The sequence below is a fragment of the Streptomyces sp. NPDC041796 genome (genome assembly GCF_055590785.1).
In genome coordinates, this window is record NZ_JBVJAH010000002.1 from 204,816 (window position 1) to 220,849 (window position 16,034).

8 protein-coding genes and 1 pseudogene are annotated in these 16,034 nt (G+C 72.1%); 6 read left to right on the top strand and 3 right to left on the bottom strand.

The genetic code is table 11. The features are described from left to right. Positions 1-11: 11 nt before the first annotated feature. Positions 12-1,112, top strand: coding sequence for an NAD(P)/FAD-dependent oxidoreductase (locus ACZ6C1_RS04275; RefSeq protein WP_469237501.1), 1,101 nt, complete (start codon positions 12-14; stop codon positions 1,110-1,112). A gap of 280 nt (positions 1,113-1,392) precedes the next feature. Beyond that, a complete protein-coding gene (locus ACZ6C1_RS04280; RefSeq protein WP_469237503.1) occupies positions 1,393-5,478 on the top strand; it encodes a hypothetical protein in 4,086 nt (1,361 codons plus the stop codon). Between the two features lie 380 nt (positions 5,479-5,858). Here ACZ6C1_RS04280 and ACZ6C1_RS04285 read toward each other — a convergent pair whose 3' ends face one another. Continuing rightward, a complete protein-coding gene (locus tag ACZ6C1_RS04285; RefSeq protein WP_469237505.1) occupies positions 5,859-6,311 on the bottom strand; it encodes an Lrp/AsnC family transcriptional regulator in 453 nt (150 codons plus the stop codon). A 107-nt stretch (positions 6,312-6,418) separates the two neighbouring features. Between ACZ6C1_RS04285 and ACZ6C1_RS04290 the strand changes: the two genes are divergently transcribed. Both ACZ6C1_RS04290 and ACZ6C1_RS04295 read left to right on the top strand, forming a co-directional pair. Further along, positions 6,419-7,378 carry an SMP-30/gluconolactonase/LRE family protein gene (locus ACZ6C1_RS04290; protein ID WP_469237507.1) on the top strand — a complete coding sequence of 320 codons (960 nt, stop codon included), beginning with the start codon at positions 6,419-6,421 and terminating at the stop codon, positions 7,376-7,378. 373 nt (positions 7,379-7,751) lie between these two features. Next, positions 7,752-8,792, top strand: coding sequence for a vWA domain-containing protein (locus tag ACZ6C1_RS04295; protein ID WP_469237509.1), 1,041 nt, complete (start codon positions 7,752-7,754; stop codon positions 8,790-8,792). Positions 8,793-8,957: 165 nt separating this feature from the next. Here the strand turns inward: ACZ6C1_RS04295 and ACZ6C1_RS04300 are convergent. After that, positions 8,958-9,302, bottom strand: a pseudogene (locus ACZ6C1_RS04300) (RidA family protein); the annotation flags it as partial. A gap of 100 nt (positions 9,303-9,402) precedes the next feature. Next, a complete protein-coding gene (locus ACZ6C1_RS04305; RefSeq protein WP_469237511.1) occupies positions 9,403-11,607 on the bottom strand; it encodes a DUF1996 domain-containing protein in 2,205 nt (734 codons plus the stop codon). 471 nt (positions 11,608-12,078) lie between these two features. Here ACZ6C1_RS04305 and ACZ6C1_RS04310 point away from each other — a divergent pair, with 471 nt between their 5' ends. Beyond that, positions 12,079-14,205, top strand: a complete 2,127-nt coding sequence (locus ACZ6C1_RS04310; protein ID WP_469237513.1) for a DUF4139 domain-containing protein — start codon at positions 12,079-12,081, stop codon at positions 14,203-14,205. A 5-nt stretch (positions 14,206-14,210) separates the two neighbouring features. Next, complete coding sequence (locus ACZ6C1_RS04315; protein ID WP_469237515.1) at positions 14,211-15,797, top strand: mucoidy inhibitor MuiA family protein; 1,587 nt, start codon at positions 14,211-14,213, stop codon at positions 15,795-15,797. Positions 15,798-16,034 lie beyond the last annotated feature (237 nt).

The window sequence follows — 16,034 nt, forward strand, 5'->3', positions numbered from 1 at the left end:
CGGAGCACGGCATGGGTGAGCGAACCGACGTCCTGGTGGTCGGTGGCGGCCCCGCCGGCGCAACCAACGCCGCCCTGCTGGCCGGTCATGGTCACCAGGTGACCGTGCTGGAAGGGGACCGGTTCCCGCGCCACCACATCGGTGAGTCGCTGCTGCCGTCCTTGCTGCCCGTCCTGGATGTCCTGGGCGCACGCGAGGTGGTCGAGCAGCACGGTTTCGTGCGCAAGACGGGGGCCTTCTACGGCTGGGGCGGTCAGGAGCGGTCACTGGGGTTCGACGAGCCCAGGAGGCCGGCGGCGTACAGCTTCCAGGTGATCCGCTCCCAGTTCGACCGGTTGCTGCTGGCGCATGCCCGTGCTCAGGGCGCCGATGTGCGGGAGGAGACCCGGGCGGGGCGGATCACCTTCAAGGACGACGGCGCAGGGCGGCACCATGCACGTCTGCGCCGCACGAGTCCTTCCTCGACATCAGCACCGGCGCCGAGGACCTCCACGACAGCCGGACCGACGTCGTGGGCGCCTTCCTGCGCACAGTGCGACGACCGGACGGCGGCGTCCCCCGGCCCGGGTCGGCAGGCCACGGAACGAGCGACCTGCTGCCCCTGCCCACCAGCCCGGAGCGGGCCGCCGCCGGTCTCTACGTGGACCTTCGACCACATCCGCGCCTCCGTCGCGCTGCACGGGCGGTTGAGTACGGTGGGGGCCGCCCGGCCTGAGTACGGGGGACGAATACTGAGTACGCCGCCCGATGTCACCCGGCCGCACCGGGGATGGAATGAGGGCATGATCTCTGACGCATCGCGCCGCGTGAACATGCAGCACGTCGCCACCACCGGCGCGGCCCTCGCCGCGGTCCTGCTCCCGCTGGCCGCCGCCGTACTGCTGGCCAAGACGATGGCCGGCGACCCTCTGGCGCCGGTGAACACGCTGATCACCAGCGGCGGGCAGCGTGCACGGATCTCACCCTCGGTGTGGCGCAGGTGCGGCAGGACCGCCTTGTCCGAGTGGAAGGGCGAGGCGTCGGCGCACACCCGGTGCGGGCGAGGGCTGCCGCGGCGGCCATGGCGCGGCAGCGCGGTCCGGCGTTTCCGCGAGCGAGCGGACAACCCGTAGGACGGCCCGTTGTGGCTGCTCGCCATGGTTGCTCGTCTTGGCTGCTCGTCGTGCCTGCTCGTCCGGCACCGTTGTGGTGGCGGAGGCCTCAAGGCAGGTCGTCCCGCCACTCCGTAGGGTCGTCTCGTCCGGTGGCGGAGACTGGCCCGGCTCCGCCCTAGGCCGCCGCCTTACAGGTGCGCTCCGTGCTCCCTGCCGGTCCGTCGGCATGCGAAGCGGCGATGTCAGTGACACCGCGTAGCGTGTAGGCATTGACGAGCACCACGGGGGAGGCCGGCACATGAGCAGGCGTGTCGAAAAGAACGGTTACACCGCGGAACTGACGGACGATCTGGAGGTCGTCTACCGCAATCCGCAGGGGCGGAGGCTCAAGAAGTTTCCCGACGCGATCGCCGGAGCGCCGGGGCTGGGTGCGCTGCTGGAGGCATGGACACATCTGCGTAAGCAGCGTGAGGCGTGCCGCCTGCAGGCGCGCGAGTGGGCGGTGGCCGGGGCGAGCGTGCCGCGAGCCCTGGCCGATGCCGATCCACTGTGGCGGGAGGCTCTGGACGCCGAGTGCGTCGAGCTGACCGACGAGCTGGGCGAGGGCGGCCTGTGGGTCCGGACGTATGCCGGCTTCGGCGGCCGCACACTCAGCCAATTGCTTCCCGAACAGCTCATCCCGTACCGGGACCGCTTGATGCGCGCGCAGCACTGGGAGCCGGACGACTGCTTCTCCACCGGCATACCGGACCTCTCCCAGGGTGGACTTCCCTTCCCGGAGCGGGTCGTCGCCGCGCACCCGGGCCTTGAGGAGCTGGCGGTCCACAAGCTCATGCTCCTGCAGGAAACCACGCACCAGTGGAGTTTCGTCTACAAGGCAGGCGTCGACACGGTCCTCCACGGGCTGGAGGAGTCGGCTCCCGCGCTGCTGGTCACGCTCCTCGACGAGATGGCGGACCTGGCCCTGCGGCAGGACCAGCATCAGACGGCAGCCGCCTGGTTCGGGCGTGCCCGCACGGCCGAGCGCGTGCAGGCACACAAGGTCGACAAGGAGTGGCTGCTGGGCCGCTACCTCGCGTACGCCGAGGGCAAGGCCCTCTCCGCCACGGTCCTTCGGGCCTGGGCCCGCGAGCTGGCCGTCAAGGGAAGGGCGACCGAGGCGGACCTCTCACGGTTCCGCGAAGTGGTGAGCCGTCACATCCAGGCGTCGTCCGAGACGTACCCCCAGCTGGCCGTCGACGTGCGCAAGTTGGCCAGGGCCGCCGGGCTCGAGCCCGAGAGGGAACTGGCCACGCTGCTCGGGGAAGTGTTCGCGGTCGGCGGTGTCTTCCTGTCCGACGTCAAGTTCTGGGCCGATTGTCTCAAGGGCCCGGCCCTGGACCTGCTGGGCGCGCAGGCCCCTGATGCTGCCCAGCACATGTTGAAGCTGTATCCTCGCCGTGCCGTCGACCGCTCCACGCTGTGGCGGGAGCTGCTGGAGCGCACCGGTGCGCTGGCGCTGCTGACCGGCGAGGTCCCCGGGCTGGCTCCGGGCGAGGCAGCGGCCTGGCTGTCCGAGTGCGTCAGGGTGAGCAACGGCCCGAACGGCCTCCGGGGCGTCGTCTACGAGCTCGCCGAGAAGATCGCGCCACGGCTGGCGGCTGACGGTGTCCCCGTGGAAATCCGTTATCGGCAGCTCGGCCGACGCAGCGACGAGAAGACTCCCCTCGACCTGATCGACCTGCTCCTGGGGCACGGTGCCCCGGTCGCCGACCCGCCGGAGCTCCTCGGCCCGTCGGAGCTGTACGACCTCCAGCTCAGCCGCCGTCCGAAGCTGGAGTACCTACGGGCGGACGAGCGCTTCGCCCGCGAGCTGCGGGCACGGGTGCGCGCCGATCTGGAGATGACCCTCAAGACCACGGCGTCCAACAGCTGGTACCAGCCTCACGACCGCAAGGGCTGGCAGAGCATCCCGCATTTGTTCGACAACCCCCTTGGGTACGAGGAGATCCGTTCCTGGTTCGACCGCGAGCGGGCGAGGCTGCGGGCGGGGGTCGACTTCGAGGAGCTGGTCCTGCTCCTCGGCCGTTTCGCACACGTCGGTGTGGCGGTGGACCTGCTCAAGGACGCGGAAGCGGCTGCGGAGTTCGCTGCGGTGGACGTGCTGCCGCTGCTGATGGCGGAGCTGCCCGACACCGTCCCGGCCGCGGAGGTGGAGGAGCTCCTGGGGAGGCTCCAGCCCCACTACGTCGAGCGGGACGGTGTCCGGGGACCCAATCGCGGGCCGATCCTGGAAGCGCTGCCGCAACTGGGCGAGCCGATGAACAGCCTGGCCGCCCGCTCTCTGGTCATGGCGGTCAACTGCCGAGCGGGCCTGGAGCGACTGGTCCGCCGACTCACACCCATTGAGGGTGAGGGGACACCGACCCCTGCCTCGGAGCTGGAGGAGCCGGACGTCCGGGTGAGCCGTCAGCTGATGAGGCTCGCGGAGCCCGGCACCGGCATCCCCGTCTGGGGAGGTGATCTGGCGCAGGCCGACGCCACGTTCGACAGCCTGCCCCAGGACGGCTGGTTGCGGAAGACGCACGCATGCGCCGCGGCACTCGCCCTGTGCGCCGTCTCCTCCGGGGCGGACGGCCCGGCGGCCACGTCGCTGATGGCGTACGCCGCCCACCCGTTCGTCACCGGTGAACCGGGCCGCTGGCGGATCGTCCACTGCGAGGCCCCCGAGGACCGTACCAACATCGACGCGCCCCTCCTGGGGGAGGCTTTCCGGACGGCCACGTCCGTCGCCCTGGTGGTGGCCAGTGGAGGAACCAGGCCCGATCGGACGCTGTGGGAGTACTCCCCCGACGGCACGTTCTCCGAGGACGGTCCACTGGCCTCGGCCGGCGTGAGACTTGTGCGTGCCCATGTACTGAAGCCTGTGCGCCCTGGCGGCTGGTTCGCACGCTTCGCCGAGCTGTACCGCAAAAACGGCCCGGCACCGGCCCGCCCGGAGCTCGCCGCAGCCTTCGCCGAGCGCCTGGGCCTCACCCAGGCGGAGGCCACCATGCTGCTGACAGCACACGTCCGCTGCGCACCGCACCAGTTGGTCGAAGTGGGCGACTGCCTCTCCCGCCACCCCCGCGCCGACTTCGTGCCCTGGAAGGTGCGGCAGAACGAGGTGGAACAGGCGATCGCCGCGCTGACCTCCGCGCTCGGACCCGGGTTCTTCACCACGTTCTACGACAAGCTGCTCCCCGACGATCCGGAGCAGCTCTGGACCACGGGCCCCGACGTGGACCGGGCCGCCGCGTGGTGGCTGCAGGAGCTGGGCGGCCCCCTGCCCGTGCCCACCGCGCTCCTGCCCCTCGCCGCCAAGGAGATTCTGCCGCCCAAGGGCGAGGCGGCCCTCGCCCGGCAGCGGCGCCGGGACGACCAGGGATGGTGGCCGCACCTGCGGCTGCCGGCCCTGCTCGGCCGGCTCGCCACCGGGGCACACTGCCTGGACCCCCACCGCGCGGGCCTGGTCGGCGAGCCTCAACTGCTGGCCCTACCGAGGATCGCCGCCTGGCTCGCCTACCGGACACCCGCCGGCGATCCGCTGCGCCCCGCGGTCGGCGCGGCGATATCCCGGCTGTGCGAGGAACTGGCCTCGAATCCCGGCCCGCTCACGCTCTTCTCCTTGCAGAGCAACTACCTGATGGGGCCGCCTCCGTCCACCGAGGCGCTCACCACTCGCCCCGGGGTCACGGAGGTGGCCGACACGGCGTACGACATGCGTCACCTGCGCGTGGACCCCGCCGCCCTCCAGGGGCCCGACGATCCGCTGCTGGAGAGCCTGGACGCCTACCTCGACTCCGTACTGCCCTCCCAGTGGCTGCCCAGTGCCTCCGGTCTGCCCGCCCTCGCGGACCTGCGGCTGCTGCTGAGCGCCGACTTCGCCGCGCTCGGAAGGCACCTTGCCACGGACGGCGAGCGGAACCCGGGCTGGGAGCAGGACCCCTCGCGGTCGGTGCCGCATCTCGTCGAGGAGTGCGCCAGGGCCTTCGGGCTGGGCGATGACGCAGCGGCGCTGTATCTGATGCTGCTGGCCCTGCCGGACCCGTCGGACCGCAACGTCAAGGCGTGGACCGGATGGAAGCCCACACGTTTCAAGCAGGCCGAGGCCGAACTGGGCGCGTCGGGCCGAGTACTGCGCGCCACCCGGCCACGAGCGGGCCGCTCCCTCTTCCTGCCGGGTGCGTGGCAGGAGCGGAAGCCTCCTCGCTTCCCGGTCGAGGTGGCGAAGCTCGGTCTGCTGCCACTGGCCAGGGAACACCGATCGACGTCACACCTGGCCGCAGTGCCCTCCGCCCCGCTGCCCTCACTGTTCACGCGGGCGTGGGAAGGGCGCGGTAACCGGCCCGGCAGCGCGACGTAGTAGAAGCCGTCCCAGGAGCACAACGCGACGCGTGAACGCCTTGGACGGTGGGGCAGGGCGGGGCCGGATCGAGCGGCCACCGGCGGGCGTTCGGCTCGAGCGTCGCCCGCCGCCGACACCGTAGTGGTGGCAGGGCTGGTGGCACCGGGCGCAGGAGGCCACCTGGTCGGCAGGGCGGGGCAGAGCAGCAACTGCCCTGCCCTGCCTTGCCGTGCACCGGCACCGGCACCGGCACCGGGACGTCTTCCTCCCTCGTCATCGCGTCCCCGCGCGGCGAGTTCGTCCCCGGTGCGCTGCCAACCGGCAGCGATCTCGGAGGTCACGTCGTCATGGGCTCGCAGCAGGGTACGCCGCCCATCGGCGCTGGTCAGGCGAGGTGGTCACGGCTGTTCAGCGGTCAGTGGCGAGAGCGGCCGCTCGAAGAAGGTTTCCAGGACCACCGTCGCCTGCGTTCCGCTGACTCCGTCGATGGCGTAGATACGGCGCAGCACGTCTTGCAACTGCTCGGTGGTCGCGGTCCTGACCTTCACGAGCACGGAGGCACTGCCGGCGATGACGTGCGCCTCCAGGATCTCGGGGAGCGCGGCGAAGTCCGGCGCCGAATCACCCATCCAGGACGTCGATTCGACCATCACGTAGGCCAGGACGGCGCTGCCCACGGCGGCCGGGTCCACGTCGACGGAGGTACGCCGGATGACGCCGCGCTCCCGCAGTTTCCGCACCCGCTCGTGGGCGGCACCGGCGGACAGGCCCACGGCCTGACCGAGCGCGGCGTAGGGCTGGGTGGCGTCCTGCTGGAGCTGCGCCAGCAGCGCACGATCAATGTGATCCACAACTCTCCATTCGGAATCTACTAGCCAGGACAGTATGTCATCTTGCAGCATGCGCTTCAGGCCGATTCACATTCGGCACATGGTGAGTTTCGTGAGGAGTGGACTCCATGAGTGACGAGCGCCCGGGGCTGTACGAGATGCTGGACGACCGGTTCCGCACCGGGAGGTGCATGAACGGCGATGACGCGCTGGAGGTCCTCTACACCGGCTGCCGTTGGGCCGAGGGACCGATCTACCTGCCCGCCTGGCGCCAGTTGGTCTGGAGCGACATCCCCAACGACCGGATGCTGCGGTGGGACGAGGAGACCGGCTCGGTCAGTGTCTTCCGCCGCTCCGCCGGACACACCAACGGCAACACCCTCGACCGCGAGGGCCGGCTGATCACCTGCGAGCAGGGCAACCGCCGGGTGACCCGGACCGAACACGACGGCACCCTCACCGTGCTGGCCGACCGCTGGCAGGGCAAGCGCCTGAACAGCCCGAACGACGCGACCGTGAAGTCCGACGGTTCCATCTGGTTCTCCGACCCGGACTTCGGCATCACCAGCGACTACGAGGGGTACGTCGCGGAGAGCGAGATCGGCTCCAACAACGTCTATCGGATCGATCCGGCCACGGGCGAAGTGCGACTGGTCGCGGACGGCTTGGGGGCGCCGAACGGGTTGGTCTTCTCGCCCGACGAGCGGCAGCTGTTCGTCTCCGACACCCGAGCGGGCTTCATCCGGGTCTTCGACGTGCGCGACGACGGCACCCTGTCCGATGGCAAGGTCTTCGCCGAGGCCGGGGCCCGCGAGAAGGCGCGTTTCGACAACCTGCGCTTCGACGACGGCGGTCGGCTCTGGGCCGCCGCGATGGGTGACGGCGTGCACTGCTACGACCCCGACGGCACCCTGATCGGCCGCCTGAACGTCCCCGAGACGGTCTCCAACATCTCCTGGGGCGGCGCCAAGCGCAACCGCCTCTTCATCACCGCGGAGACCACTCTGTACTCGGTGGTCATGGGCGTCACCGGCACGCACCCGACCGGACCGGGGCGCCGGCCCTGGCTGGACCCGGCGCCCCGGTGAACTCCCGGCCGGCCCCTCACCACACCGTCGGTGTCCCCGAGGTGCGGGCCGACCAGGGCTCGCCCCACCGGAGCGAAGGCGCCCCGGATTGGAACGGCGTGCGGCGTGCGGCGGTGGGCCATCGGTGCGCATCGCCCTCGGCAAGAGCGCCGCTGTCGGTGCCGAGCTGTACGAGCAACCCAATGACATGCCCCGGAACCGCATCGGCGACGCCGCGCCGCCACAGCAAAGGGGTCCGTGACCACGGCGCAGCGGGGTCCGGGCGGCGGGGCTGGAGGGCCGTGCGGGACCGCTGTCCGCGCCTGCATCGGAGATCAATTGTCAGTGGTGGCTGAGAGCATTGGAGCATCAAGACGGAAGAGGGGGACCACTCATGTCGGGAAGCCAGAACTACATCAATCACGTTGCCCTGGTGCTGGATGCAAGTTCGTCCATGTCGCACCTGAGCCGCAAGGTCGTCGACGTCGCAGACCAGCAGATTGCCTATCTGGCCCGCCGGTCGAAGGAGCTGGACCAGGAAACCCGCGTCACGGTGTACGTCTTCGCAGAGAAGGTGGAGTGCGTCATCTACGACAAGGACGTGCTGCGCATGCCGTCCCTGCAGCAGTTGTACCGGGTCGGTGGAATGACGGCACTGCTGGCGGCGACGCTCAAGTCCCAGCGGGAGCTGGCGCAGACGGCTCAGCTGTACGGAGACCACAGCTTCCTGACGTTCGTGCTCACCGACGGCCAGGAGAACGCGAGTCATCGCTGCCCGGATGCCCCTACCAGGGATCCGCGTGAACTGGTCGAGGCCGTGGCCAAGATGATCGAGACGCAGGGCGACAACTGGACGCTGGCCGTCCTCGTGCCGGACCAGATGGGCAAGCGCGAGGCCATGCAGTGCGGTTTCCCGAAGGACAACATCGCTATCTGGGACGCCACCAGCACGCAGGGCCTGGAGGAGGCCGGACAGGTCATCCAGCAGGCCACCGAGAAGTTCATGGTGGGCCGTACCCAAGGCATACGCGGCTCGCGGGCGGTGTTCTCCACCGGTGCGGACGCGGTCAACAAGGACACCATCAAGGCGGCCGGTCTCGCCCCGGTCGATCCGTCGGCGTACGAACTGCTGCCCGTGGCCCGCGCTGCGGCCATCCGGGAGTGGGTCCTCGAGTGCGGGCACACCTACCGTACCGGTGGCGCCTTCTATCAGCTGAGCAAGTCGGAGAAGATCCAGGCGCGGAAGCAGATAGCGGTGCTGGAGAAGAAGACGGACCGGGTGTACACGGGGCCCGAGGCCCGAGCACTGCTCGGTCTGCCGGACGCGGAGGTCCGCATCAAGCCCGACCACAACGACGACTTCACCATCTTCGTGCAGAGCACCAGTGTGAACCGGAAGCTCGTACCGAACACGCGTCTGCTGCTGATGAACTGACGTGGTGGCGTCGTGGAGCCCCGCCGGTCCGGCCGGCGGGGTGATCGAACGCATGCGGCTGGGCCCCGAGCCCGGTGACCACTGCGGTTGTGGCTGCGGCATTGGCCCACGCGGGGAGGACCGCATCGCTGCCGCCGGCGGCGAGGTCACCCCATACGACCGCGGTCCCTCCAGCACGACCATCAGGTCGGGGACCGCCGGCCGTGTCACCCCGAGCATGGTTGTGGTGTTCGGTGCCACCCCGACGGCGCCCAACCTCGACGCCGGCACGCCGTAGTGCTCGAAGAGCCGATCGACGTCAGTGGTGCAGACGTGGAGCCGGACGAGGTTGGCGAGGGTCATGCCGGCGTCGCCGAGCACCGTCCAGGTTGTCGATGGTCAGGGGTCACCTGCGCCGCCATCTCGCCGGCATGCTGCGGTATGCCGTCGCCACTCATCGCGGTCTGCCCGGAGCAGTACAGGGTTCGGGTGTCCGGAGACGATCTCACCCTGGCTGTAACCCCATTCCACCGACCGCTGCGCAGCCGGCCCGCGCCGGGACCGGTCGGCCGCCGAACAGCCGTGCCGGGACCCGTTGGCGCGGGTCCCGGCACGGCCTTGTACGGCGAGCTCAGCGACGGCGGCGTGAGCCCCTGCCGGCGACGGCGGTCTCACGGCGCCTGCCCATCCACATGAGCGCCGCGCCTCCGAGCAGCAGCAGCGCTCCTGCCGCGGAGGGCCACAACTGGGCGCCGGTGGAGGCCAGTCCGCCCTCCGCGGCCTGCGAGGCGCCGGCGCCATTCGCCACCGGCTCGTTCGCCGGGGGCTCCTGTCCGCCGGATCGCGTCGGCTCCTGCCCGGCGGGAGAGCCGTCCGGGGACGTCCCGGCGTTCTGCGGCTGCTCCTGGGCGTCCTCCGCCGCGGGTGTCGCGGGCGCGGCGGGCGTCGCGTCGTCCCGGCCACCGGGGGCGCCGGGGTACGCGCTCGCCGCGGCCTTGGGCCTCGGCACCTCCGGCGTGCGGGTCGGCTGGGCCCCTTCCGCCGGGGCGGCGGGCGGCGCCTCCGTCTGCGCGCCCCCGGCAGCGGGCGGTGCGGCCGGTTCGGCCGGTTCCGCCGGGGCCGCCGGTTCCGCCGGGGCCGCGGGGGGCTTGGTCGGCTCGGCCGGAGCGGCGGGCGGCTCGGCCGGCTTGGTCGGCTCGGCAGGCTCGGCCGGCGGCTCACTCGGGTTGCCGGGAGGGCTCGCGTCGCCCGCGTCGGGCTCGGTCCCGTCGCCGGGCTCGGGCGCTTCCTGACCGCCGTCCGCGGGCGGTGCGTCACCGGCGGCGCCGTTGGCGCAGGTGCGTCCTTCGTTGATGCAGTCGACGAGGTCCTTCATCAGCGCGTCGTCGAAGACGTTGATGAAGTCGCCGTGGTCGGTCACCGGCTTGTGCAGCTGCTCCGGGAAGGAGTCGAGCGCGAAGACACTGGACCTGTCACCGTCGAACACCGGCGGCGGCACGTCGTAGACGATCCGCTGGACGAGCTGCGGAATGGCCCGGAAGCCCGCCGGGCAGTTGCCGTTCCCGTCGGCGAACGCGACGTGCGTGCGGTGGTTGGCGCTGTCGGTGTTCTGGCCGTCCCAGCAGCTCTGGAACTTGAACGACCGGACCACCTTGCTGCCCTCGGGGCAGATCGGATACTTGTCCTTCAACTGCCGGTCCTCGAAGCCCGTGCAGCTCCAGGAGGCGTTGGCGTTCGCGTTCCCGTTGACGAAGGCCTTGGCGTCGCCGGTGATGATGCGCAGGAAGCGCGGCATGGCCGTCACCTTGGAGACCGGACTGCCGACGAAGTTCAGCGTGACCTCGGAGGGTGTCCTGATCTCACCGACGTTCTTGTCCTTGCCGCCGCCGTCCGCGTTGGCGTCGTTCTCGTCCTGGCCGTTCTGCACGCGCAGGACGGGCCAGTAGTACGTCGACTTGTCGCCCTGGTTGCGGCAGGTCGTCCGCCCGGCCGCGAGGTCGTCGTCGCTGGCGAACGCGTCGTTGGCCTGGTTGCCCACGTAGTCGTGCATGTGGTGGGCGCCGTTGCGCACACCGGGCGCGACGATCACGTTGTCCGGGTTGAACTTGCCGCTCTCGTTCACGCCGCACTCGGTGGAGAAGACGCCCCGCGAGGCGCCGCTCTGCTGCTGCGGCCGGCTCGCCTCGGGCTGGACGCTGCGGATGTCGGCGAAGTCGCCGGCCACGGGCCCGTTGCCCGCCTGCCCGGCGCCGCCCCGGCCCTGACCCTGTTCCTGTTCCTGTTCCTGGCCCTGGTTCGGGGCCTGTTCCTGGCCCTCCCCCTGGTCCTGCTGATCGCCGGTGCCGGGCCCGGCGTCGTCGGCGCTGTCCACCTTCAGGGTGCACGGCGCCATGTCCCGGAGCCCGTCGGGCTGCTTCCCCGCCACCCGCCCGATGGCGGCGGCGATCCGGTCCAGGCCCGCCGCGCGCTGGTTCTTCAGCGGTTCGAGAACGGTATTCCGGGCGTACTCGGGATCCTTGTCGATCTGCTCCTTCACCTCCACGAACCGCTGGTACGCCTCGGTGATCTGGCTGTCCAGCGTGGCCAACTCGCGGTCGACCTCGGGCCTGGCGGCCTCGGGAACCTCCGGCAGCCCGTTCGCCACCTCGGGGCAGTCGAGGGTGGACGCCGTGGGACCGGTGCTGCGGGTCCGCTCCGCGTCACCGCCGAGCCAGCCCTCGCCCGCGGACGCATAGGAGTTGACCGCGATCAGTCCACCCCCTCCCAGCATCAGCGCCATCGAGAGGATCGCGCTCCTCCTGCCTCGTTTCGAACGTCTTCGCTGCGCACGTTTCATGACAACTCCTAGCCGCATACGGGGCGTTGTCCCTCGCCACGCACTTGTCCGTGGGGGAAGCGCCGCCCTCCATACGGATGGGGCGCATGATCTGTTCAACGCACGCGAAAAAATTCTCGCGGCGGCGCCCGGCCGGCTTCCTGGTGCGCCGTTGCGGCCCGGCGGCGGCCCGAGCGGGGCGGCGACCCGAGCGGGTTGCGCTTCAGGGCCTTGGCGACGCCGCAAAGGCTGGTACCGCCGGAGCCAGGGGCTGCCGGGCGGGGAGTCCGGCGCTCTACGCGTCGAAGGCGAGCAGGATCATGTCGCCTGCCAAGGTCATTCCGGGTGTTCCTCTCCTATGGGTGCCGCTTGGGTGACGGCCACCGTTTGGTGGTGGTCCGCCCTGCGCCTGTGGAGATCGGAACTCGGAGGCGGACGCGGGCGGCGCGGGCGTAGGCTTCGCTCAGTACGGGCGCGCGGGGGGCGGAGAGCATGACGGCTGGGACAGCATCCAGGTGGGGGTCGACCCTCGATTCGGTTGTGGTGTACGCGCAGGGCGCGCTCTGCCACCGCCTGGCCCGGGGCAGCGTGCCGCCGGACGGCCGGGTGCGGGTGACGGGGCTGCCGCGGTCGCTCGACCCCGGTTCCCTGCGGGCCCGGGTCCTGGGCGCCCCCGGTGTGCGGGTCGTCGAGGCGCGGGTGGAGGTCGAGGCGGAGCCGCACGGCGACGGCACGCGCGACGCGTTGCGGCGCGAGGTCGAGCGGCTGAACGACGCGTGCGAGGCGGCGCTGGGACGCCGGGACCGGCAACTGGCCCTGGTCGAGGAGGTCGCGGCCCTGCACCCGGTGCCGCCCGCCCGCAGGCGGGAGGACCCGCACCGCCGGACCCCGGTCGACGCGTGGCTGGAGCTCGCCGAGTTCGTCGACGAGCGGCTGACGGGGCTGCACGCCCGGCTCGTCGAGCTCGAGGAGGATCTGCGGCGCGTCGAGCACGAGTTGGCCGTCGCCACGGACCGGCTGGCCCGCGCTTCCAGCGACGCGCCGTCGGCGCACGTGGAGACCACCGTCTGTGCGGTGGTCAGCCTCGACGGCGCGGGGGACCAGGACGTGGATCTGGAGATCGAGTACGGGGTGCCGGGCGCCGTGTGGGTGCCGGCCTACCGGCTCACCCACCGTCAGGGCGACGGTACCGGCCGGCTCGTGCTGCGCGCCTCGGTCGCGCAGCGCACCGGTGAGGACTGGACCGGCGTACGCATCGGCCTGGCCACCGCCGACCTTCGGCGCCGTACCGATCTGCCGCGGCTCCGCTCGCTGAGGATCGGGCGCCGTCAGCCCGCGCCCGCGCCGTCCGGCTGGCGTGAACCCCCGGCGGGGCTCGCCGACCTGTTCACCGGGTACGACACGGCCGGTCCGCGCCCCGCGACGGCTGCCGTTTCCCGGGCCGGCCTGGCCGGTTCGGCGCCCCTGGCCGTCGCGGGCGGGCCCGCACCCGGTGCCGTACCGCCGCCGCCTCCGCCGGCACCGCAGGCGTACGGAGCGCCGCCCGGTGCCTTCCCCATGCCCCCCGGTTCGCCCGGTGCCGCCCCGGACGCGTTCGGCGCGATGCCCGCCCCCGCGCAGCCGGTCCAGGCGCGGCCGAGCGGCAGGCCGGGCGGCAGACCGCGCACCGGCGCCAGGTCCGGCGCGGGCTCCGCACCCATGGCACCCGCGGCCCCTGGGGCACCCGCCGCCGCCGTGCCGCCACGGGCCGCACCGGCACCCGCACCGGCGCCAGTGGCCGGCCCGCCGCAACCGAGCGATGCCGAACTCGACTACGCCGCCCTCGTCCTGTCCGGCCCCGGCGAGCCGGGTGGGCGCAGGGGCCGGCTGTTCCCCGAGGCGCCGTTCGACGCGGTGGCGGCCGAGTACCGCCGCCGCGCCGAAGCGGTGGCCGCGCTGCCGCTGCCCGGACACGCTGTGCGGCCCCGGGAGTCCGCGGGCTCCTTCGACCACCGCTTCGACGCCGCCGCCCGCGCCGACATCCCGTCGGACGGCACCTGGCACACCATCACCGTCGGTGAGGTGCCGGTCGGGCTGCGCACCGAGTACCTCTGCGTGCCGTCCGTGGAGCAGACGGTGTACGCCACGCTGCTGCTCTCCAACGCCACCGACCAGGCCCTGCTGGCCGGGCCGGTGGAGGTCACCGTGGACGACGACTTCCTGCTGACCGCCGCGCTGCCCACGCTGGCCCCCGGCGGGGTCCGGCGGGTGGGTCTCGGGCCGGCCGAGGGTATCGGGGTGGCCCGGCGTACGAACGTGCACGAGTCGACCGCGGGCCTGCGGGGCAACACCACCGTGCTCGACCACCGCGTCCACGTGGAACTGGCCAACCGGCTCGGCAGGCCGGTCACCGTGGAGGTCCGCGAGCGGGTGCCCGTCACCTCCGAACCGGACGTCCGCATCGAGGAACGGGCCGACTGGGCGACGCCCGAGGACGGCACGGGGCCCGAGCACCACGCGCCCGGCACCCGCGTGTGGCGGGTGGAGCTGCCCGCCGGCGCCACCGCCGCCCTCGACGGCGGTTACGAGATCCGCATCCCGGCCGGCAAGGCCCTGGTCGGCGGCAACCGCAGGAGCTGACACACATGTCCACGCCACCGTCCACGTCGCCGTCCCCGGCCTCGAAGCCGATCCCGCTGCCCGTCACCGCCGTCACGTGCCTGGAGGACCGCGCCCACGTCGAGCGCGCCACCGTGCTCGACCTGCAGGCCGGCGTCCAGCGGCTGCGGCTGGGTCCGGTCAGTGCCCTGGCGGCCGACCGCACCCTCCACGCCGAGCTGACCGCCGACAGCCCCGCGACGGTGCTGGACGTGCGGATCGTGCGGACCTGGACACCGCCCGACCCGGTGCCGTCCGCCGAGGACGACTCCGCCCTGCGCCTGCGGGTGCACGACCTCGAAGAGGAGCGGCGCGGCCTGGAGCAGCGGCGCGACCGGTTGCGCACCCGCCTCGACCTGCTCGGCCGCCTCGCCGACGACCTGCTGCGGGAGATCCGCGAAGGCGCCGGCTCCGGGGAGGTCGAAAGCGCCCGCTGGGCAAGCGAACTGGACCGTGTGGACGAGGAACGCGACGCCCACGGTGAACAACTGCGTACCGTGGAGGCCCGGCTGGCCGCCCTGGCCACCGAACTCGGCGACACACAGCGTGTCATGGACCTCGCCGAGGACCGGCCCGCCGAGCTGGTCGGCCACATCGAGCTGACCGTCGAGGCCACGGCGGCCGGACCGGCCCGACTGCGCCTGAGCCACCTCACCCCGTGTGCGTTGTGGCGGCCGGCCTACCGTGCCGTGCTCGACGGGGACCGCCTGACCCTGGAGACCGACGCCATCGTCTGGCAGCGCACGGGTGAGGACTGGTCCGGCGTGCGGCTGACGCTGTCCACGGCCCGGTCGGCGCTGGCCGGTGACCCGCCGCGCCTGGGGGAGGACCGGCTGACGCTCAAGGACCGCTCCCCCGCCGAGCGCCGCACGGTCGAGGTGGAACTGCGCGAGGAGGAGATCGGCGACGTCGGCCCCGCGCCCGTGCTCGGTCTGCCCGGTGTGGACGACGGCGGCCAGGCGCGGGTGCTGCACTCCCCCGCCCCGGTCTCCGTGCCCGCTGACGGGCACGCCCACCGGGTGCCTCTGTCGGCCTTCACCGCGGCCGTGAGCAGCGAGTACGCCTGCTCGCCCGAACTGTCGCCGCTGGTCACCCAGGTGGTCGGGTTCGACAACCAGTCCGGTCACGCCCTGCTCGCCGGGCCGGTGGACCTGGTGCGCGGCAGCGGCTTCACCGGCCGCGGCACGCTGGACTTCACCGCTCCCGGCGCCCCCGTCGAGCTCGCCTTCGGCAGCTGCGACGACCACCGGGTGGTCCGTCGGACGGAGGAGACCCGCGACTCCTCCGGGCTCATGCAGCGGACGGTCGTGACCCGGACGGTCCGGCTGCACCTGTCGCGGTTCTCCGCCCCCGGGGAGACCGGCGAGCGGATGCTCGTCCTACGGGAACGGATCCCGGTCTCCGAAACCTCCGCCGTGGAGGTGCGCCTGCGCAAGGACGCCTGTTCACCGGCGCCCGACGCGGTCGACGCCGAGGGGATCGCCCGCTGGAACATCGGCCTGCCGCCGGACAGCCGCCGCACGGTCACCCTGGTCTACGAGCTGTCGGCGAGCGCCAAGGTCGCCGGGCTCTAGGGCCGTCGGCGTCCCGGCACGAGCACCCCTCGCCCCCTTCGTCCCCTTCGTCCCCTTCACCGCCCTTGCCGCCCTCGTCGTCCGGCGTGGCGGACGCGGGCAGCCGGATGCGTGTCTGGCCGTCGATCGGTGGTGGTGTCCGCTCGCCGAGCCGGTCCTGGAGCTGTTGCAGCCTGGTACGCGCGTCCGCGGTCGTCATGCCTTCCTCATCACCACTTCGGCGACCGGGAATCAGGT

What these genes read in the sequence shown, in the direction of transcription:
- ACZ6C1_RS04305 (WP_469237511.1), bottom strand. Translation starts at nt 11,607, where the DNA reads ATGAAACGTGCGCAGCGAAGACGTTCGAAACGAGGCAGGAGGAGCGCG.
- ACZ6C1_RS04315 (WP_469237515.1), top strand. Translation starts at nt 14,211, where the DNA reads ATGTCCACGCCACCGTCCACGTCGCCGTCCCCGGCCTCGAAGCCGATC.
- ACZ6C1_RS04290 (WP_469237507.1), top strand. Translation starts at nt 6,419, where the DNA reads ATGAGTGACGAGCGCCCGGGGCTGTACGAGATGCTGGACGACCGGTTC.
- ACZ6C1_RS04280 (WP_469237503.1), top strand. Translation starts at nt 1,393, where the DNA reads ATGAGCAGGCGTGTCGAAAAGAACGGTTACACCGCGGAACTGACGGAC.
- ACZ6C1_RS04310 (WP_469237513.1), top strand. Translation starts at nt 12,079, where the DNA reads ATGACGGCTGGGACAGCATCCAGGTGGGGGTCGACCCTCGATTCGGTT.
- ACZ6C1_RS04295 (WP_469237509.1), top strand. Translation starts at nt 7,752, where the DNA reads ATGTCGGGAAGCCAGAACTACATCAATCACGTTGCCCTGGTGCTGGAT.
- ACZ6C1_RS04275 (WP_469237501.1), top strand. Translation starts at nt 12, where the DNA reads ATGGGTGAGCGAACCGACGTCCTGGTGGTCGGTGGCGGCCCCGCCGGC.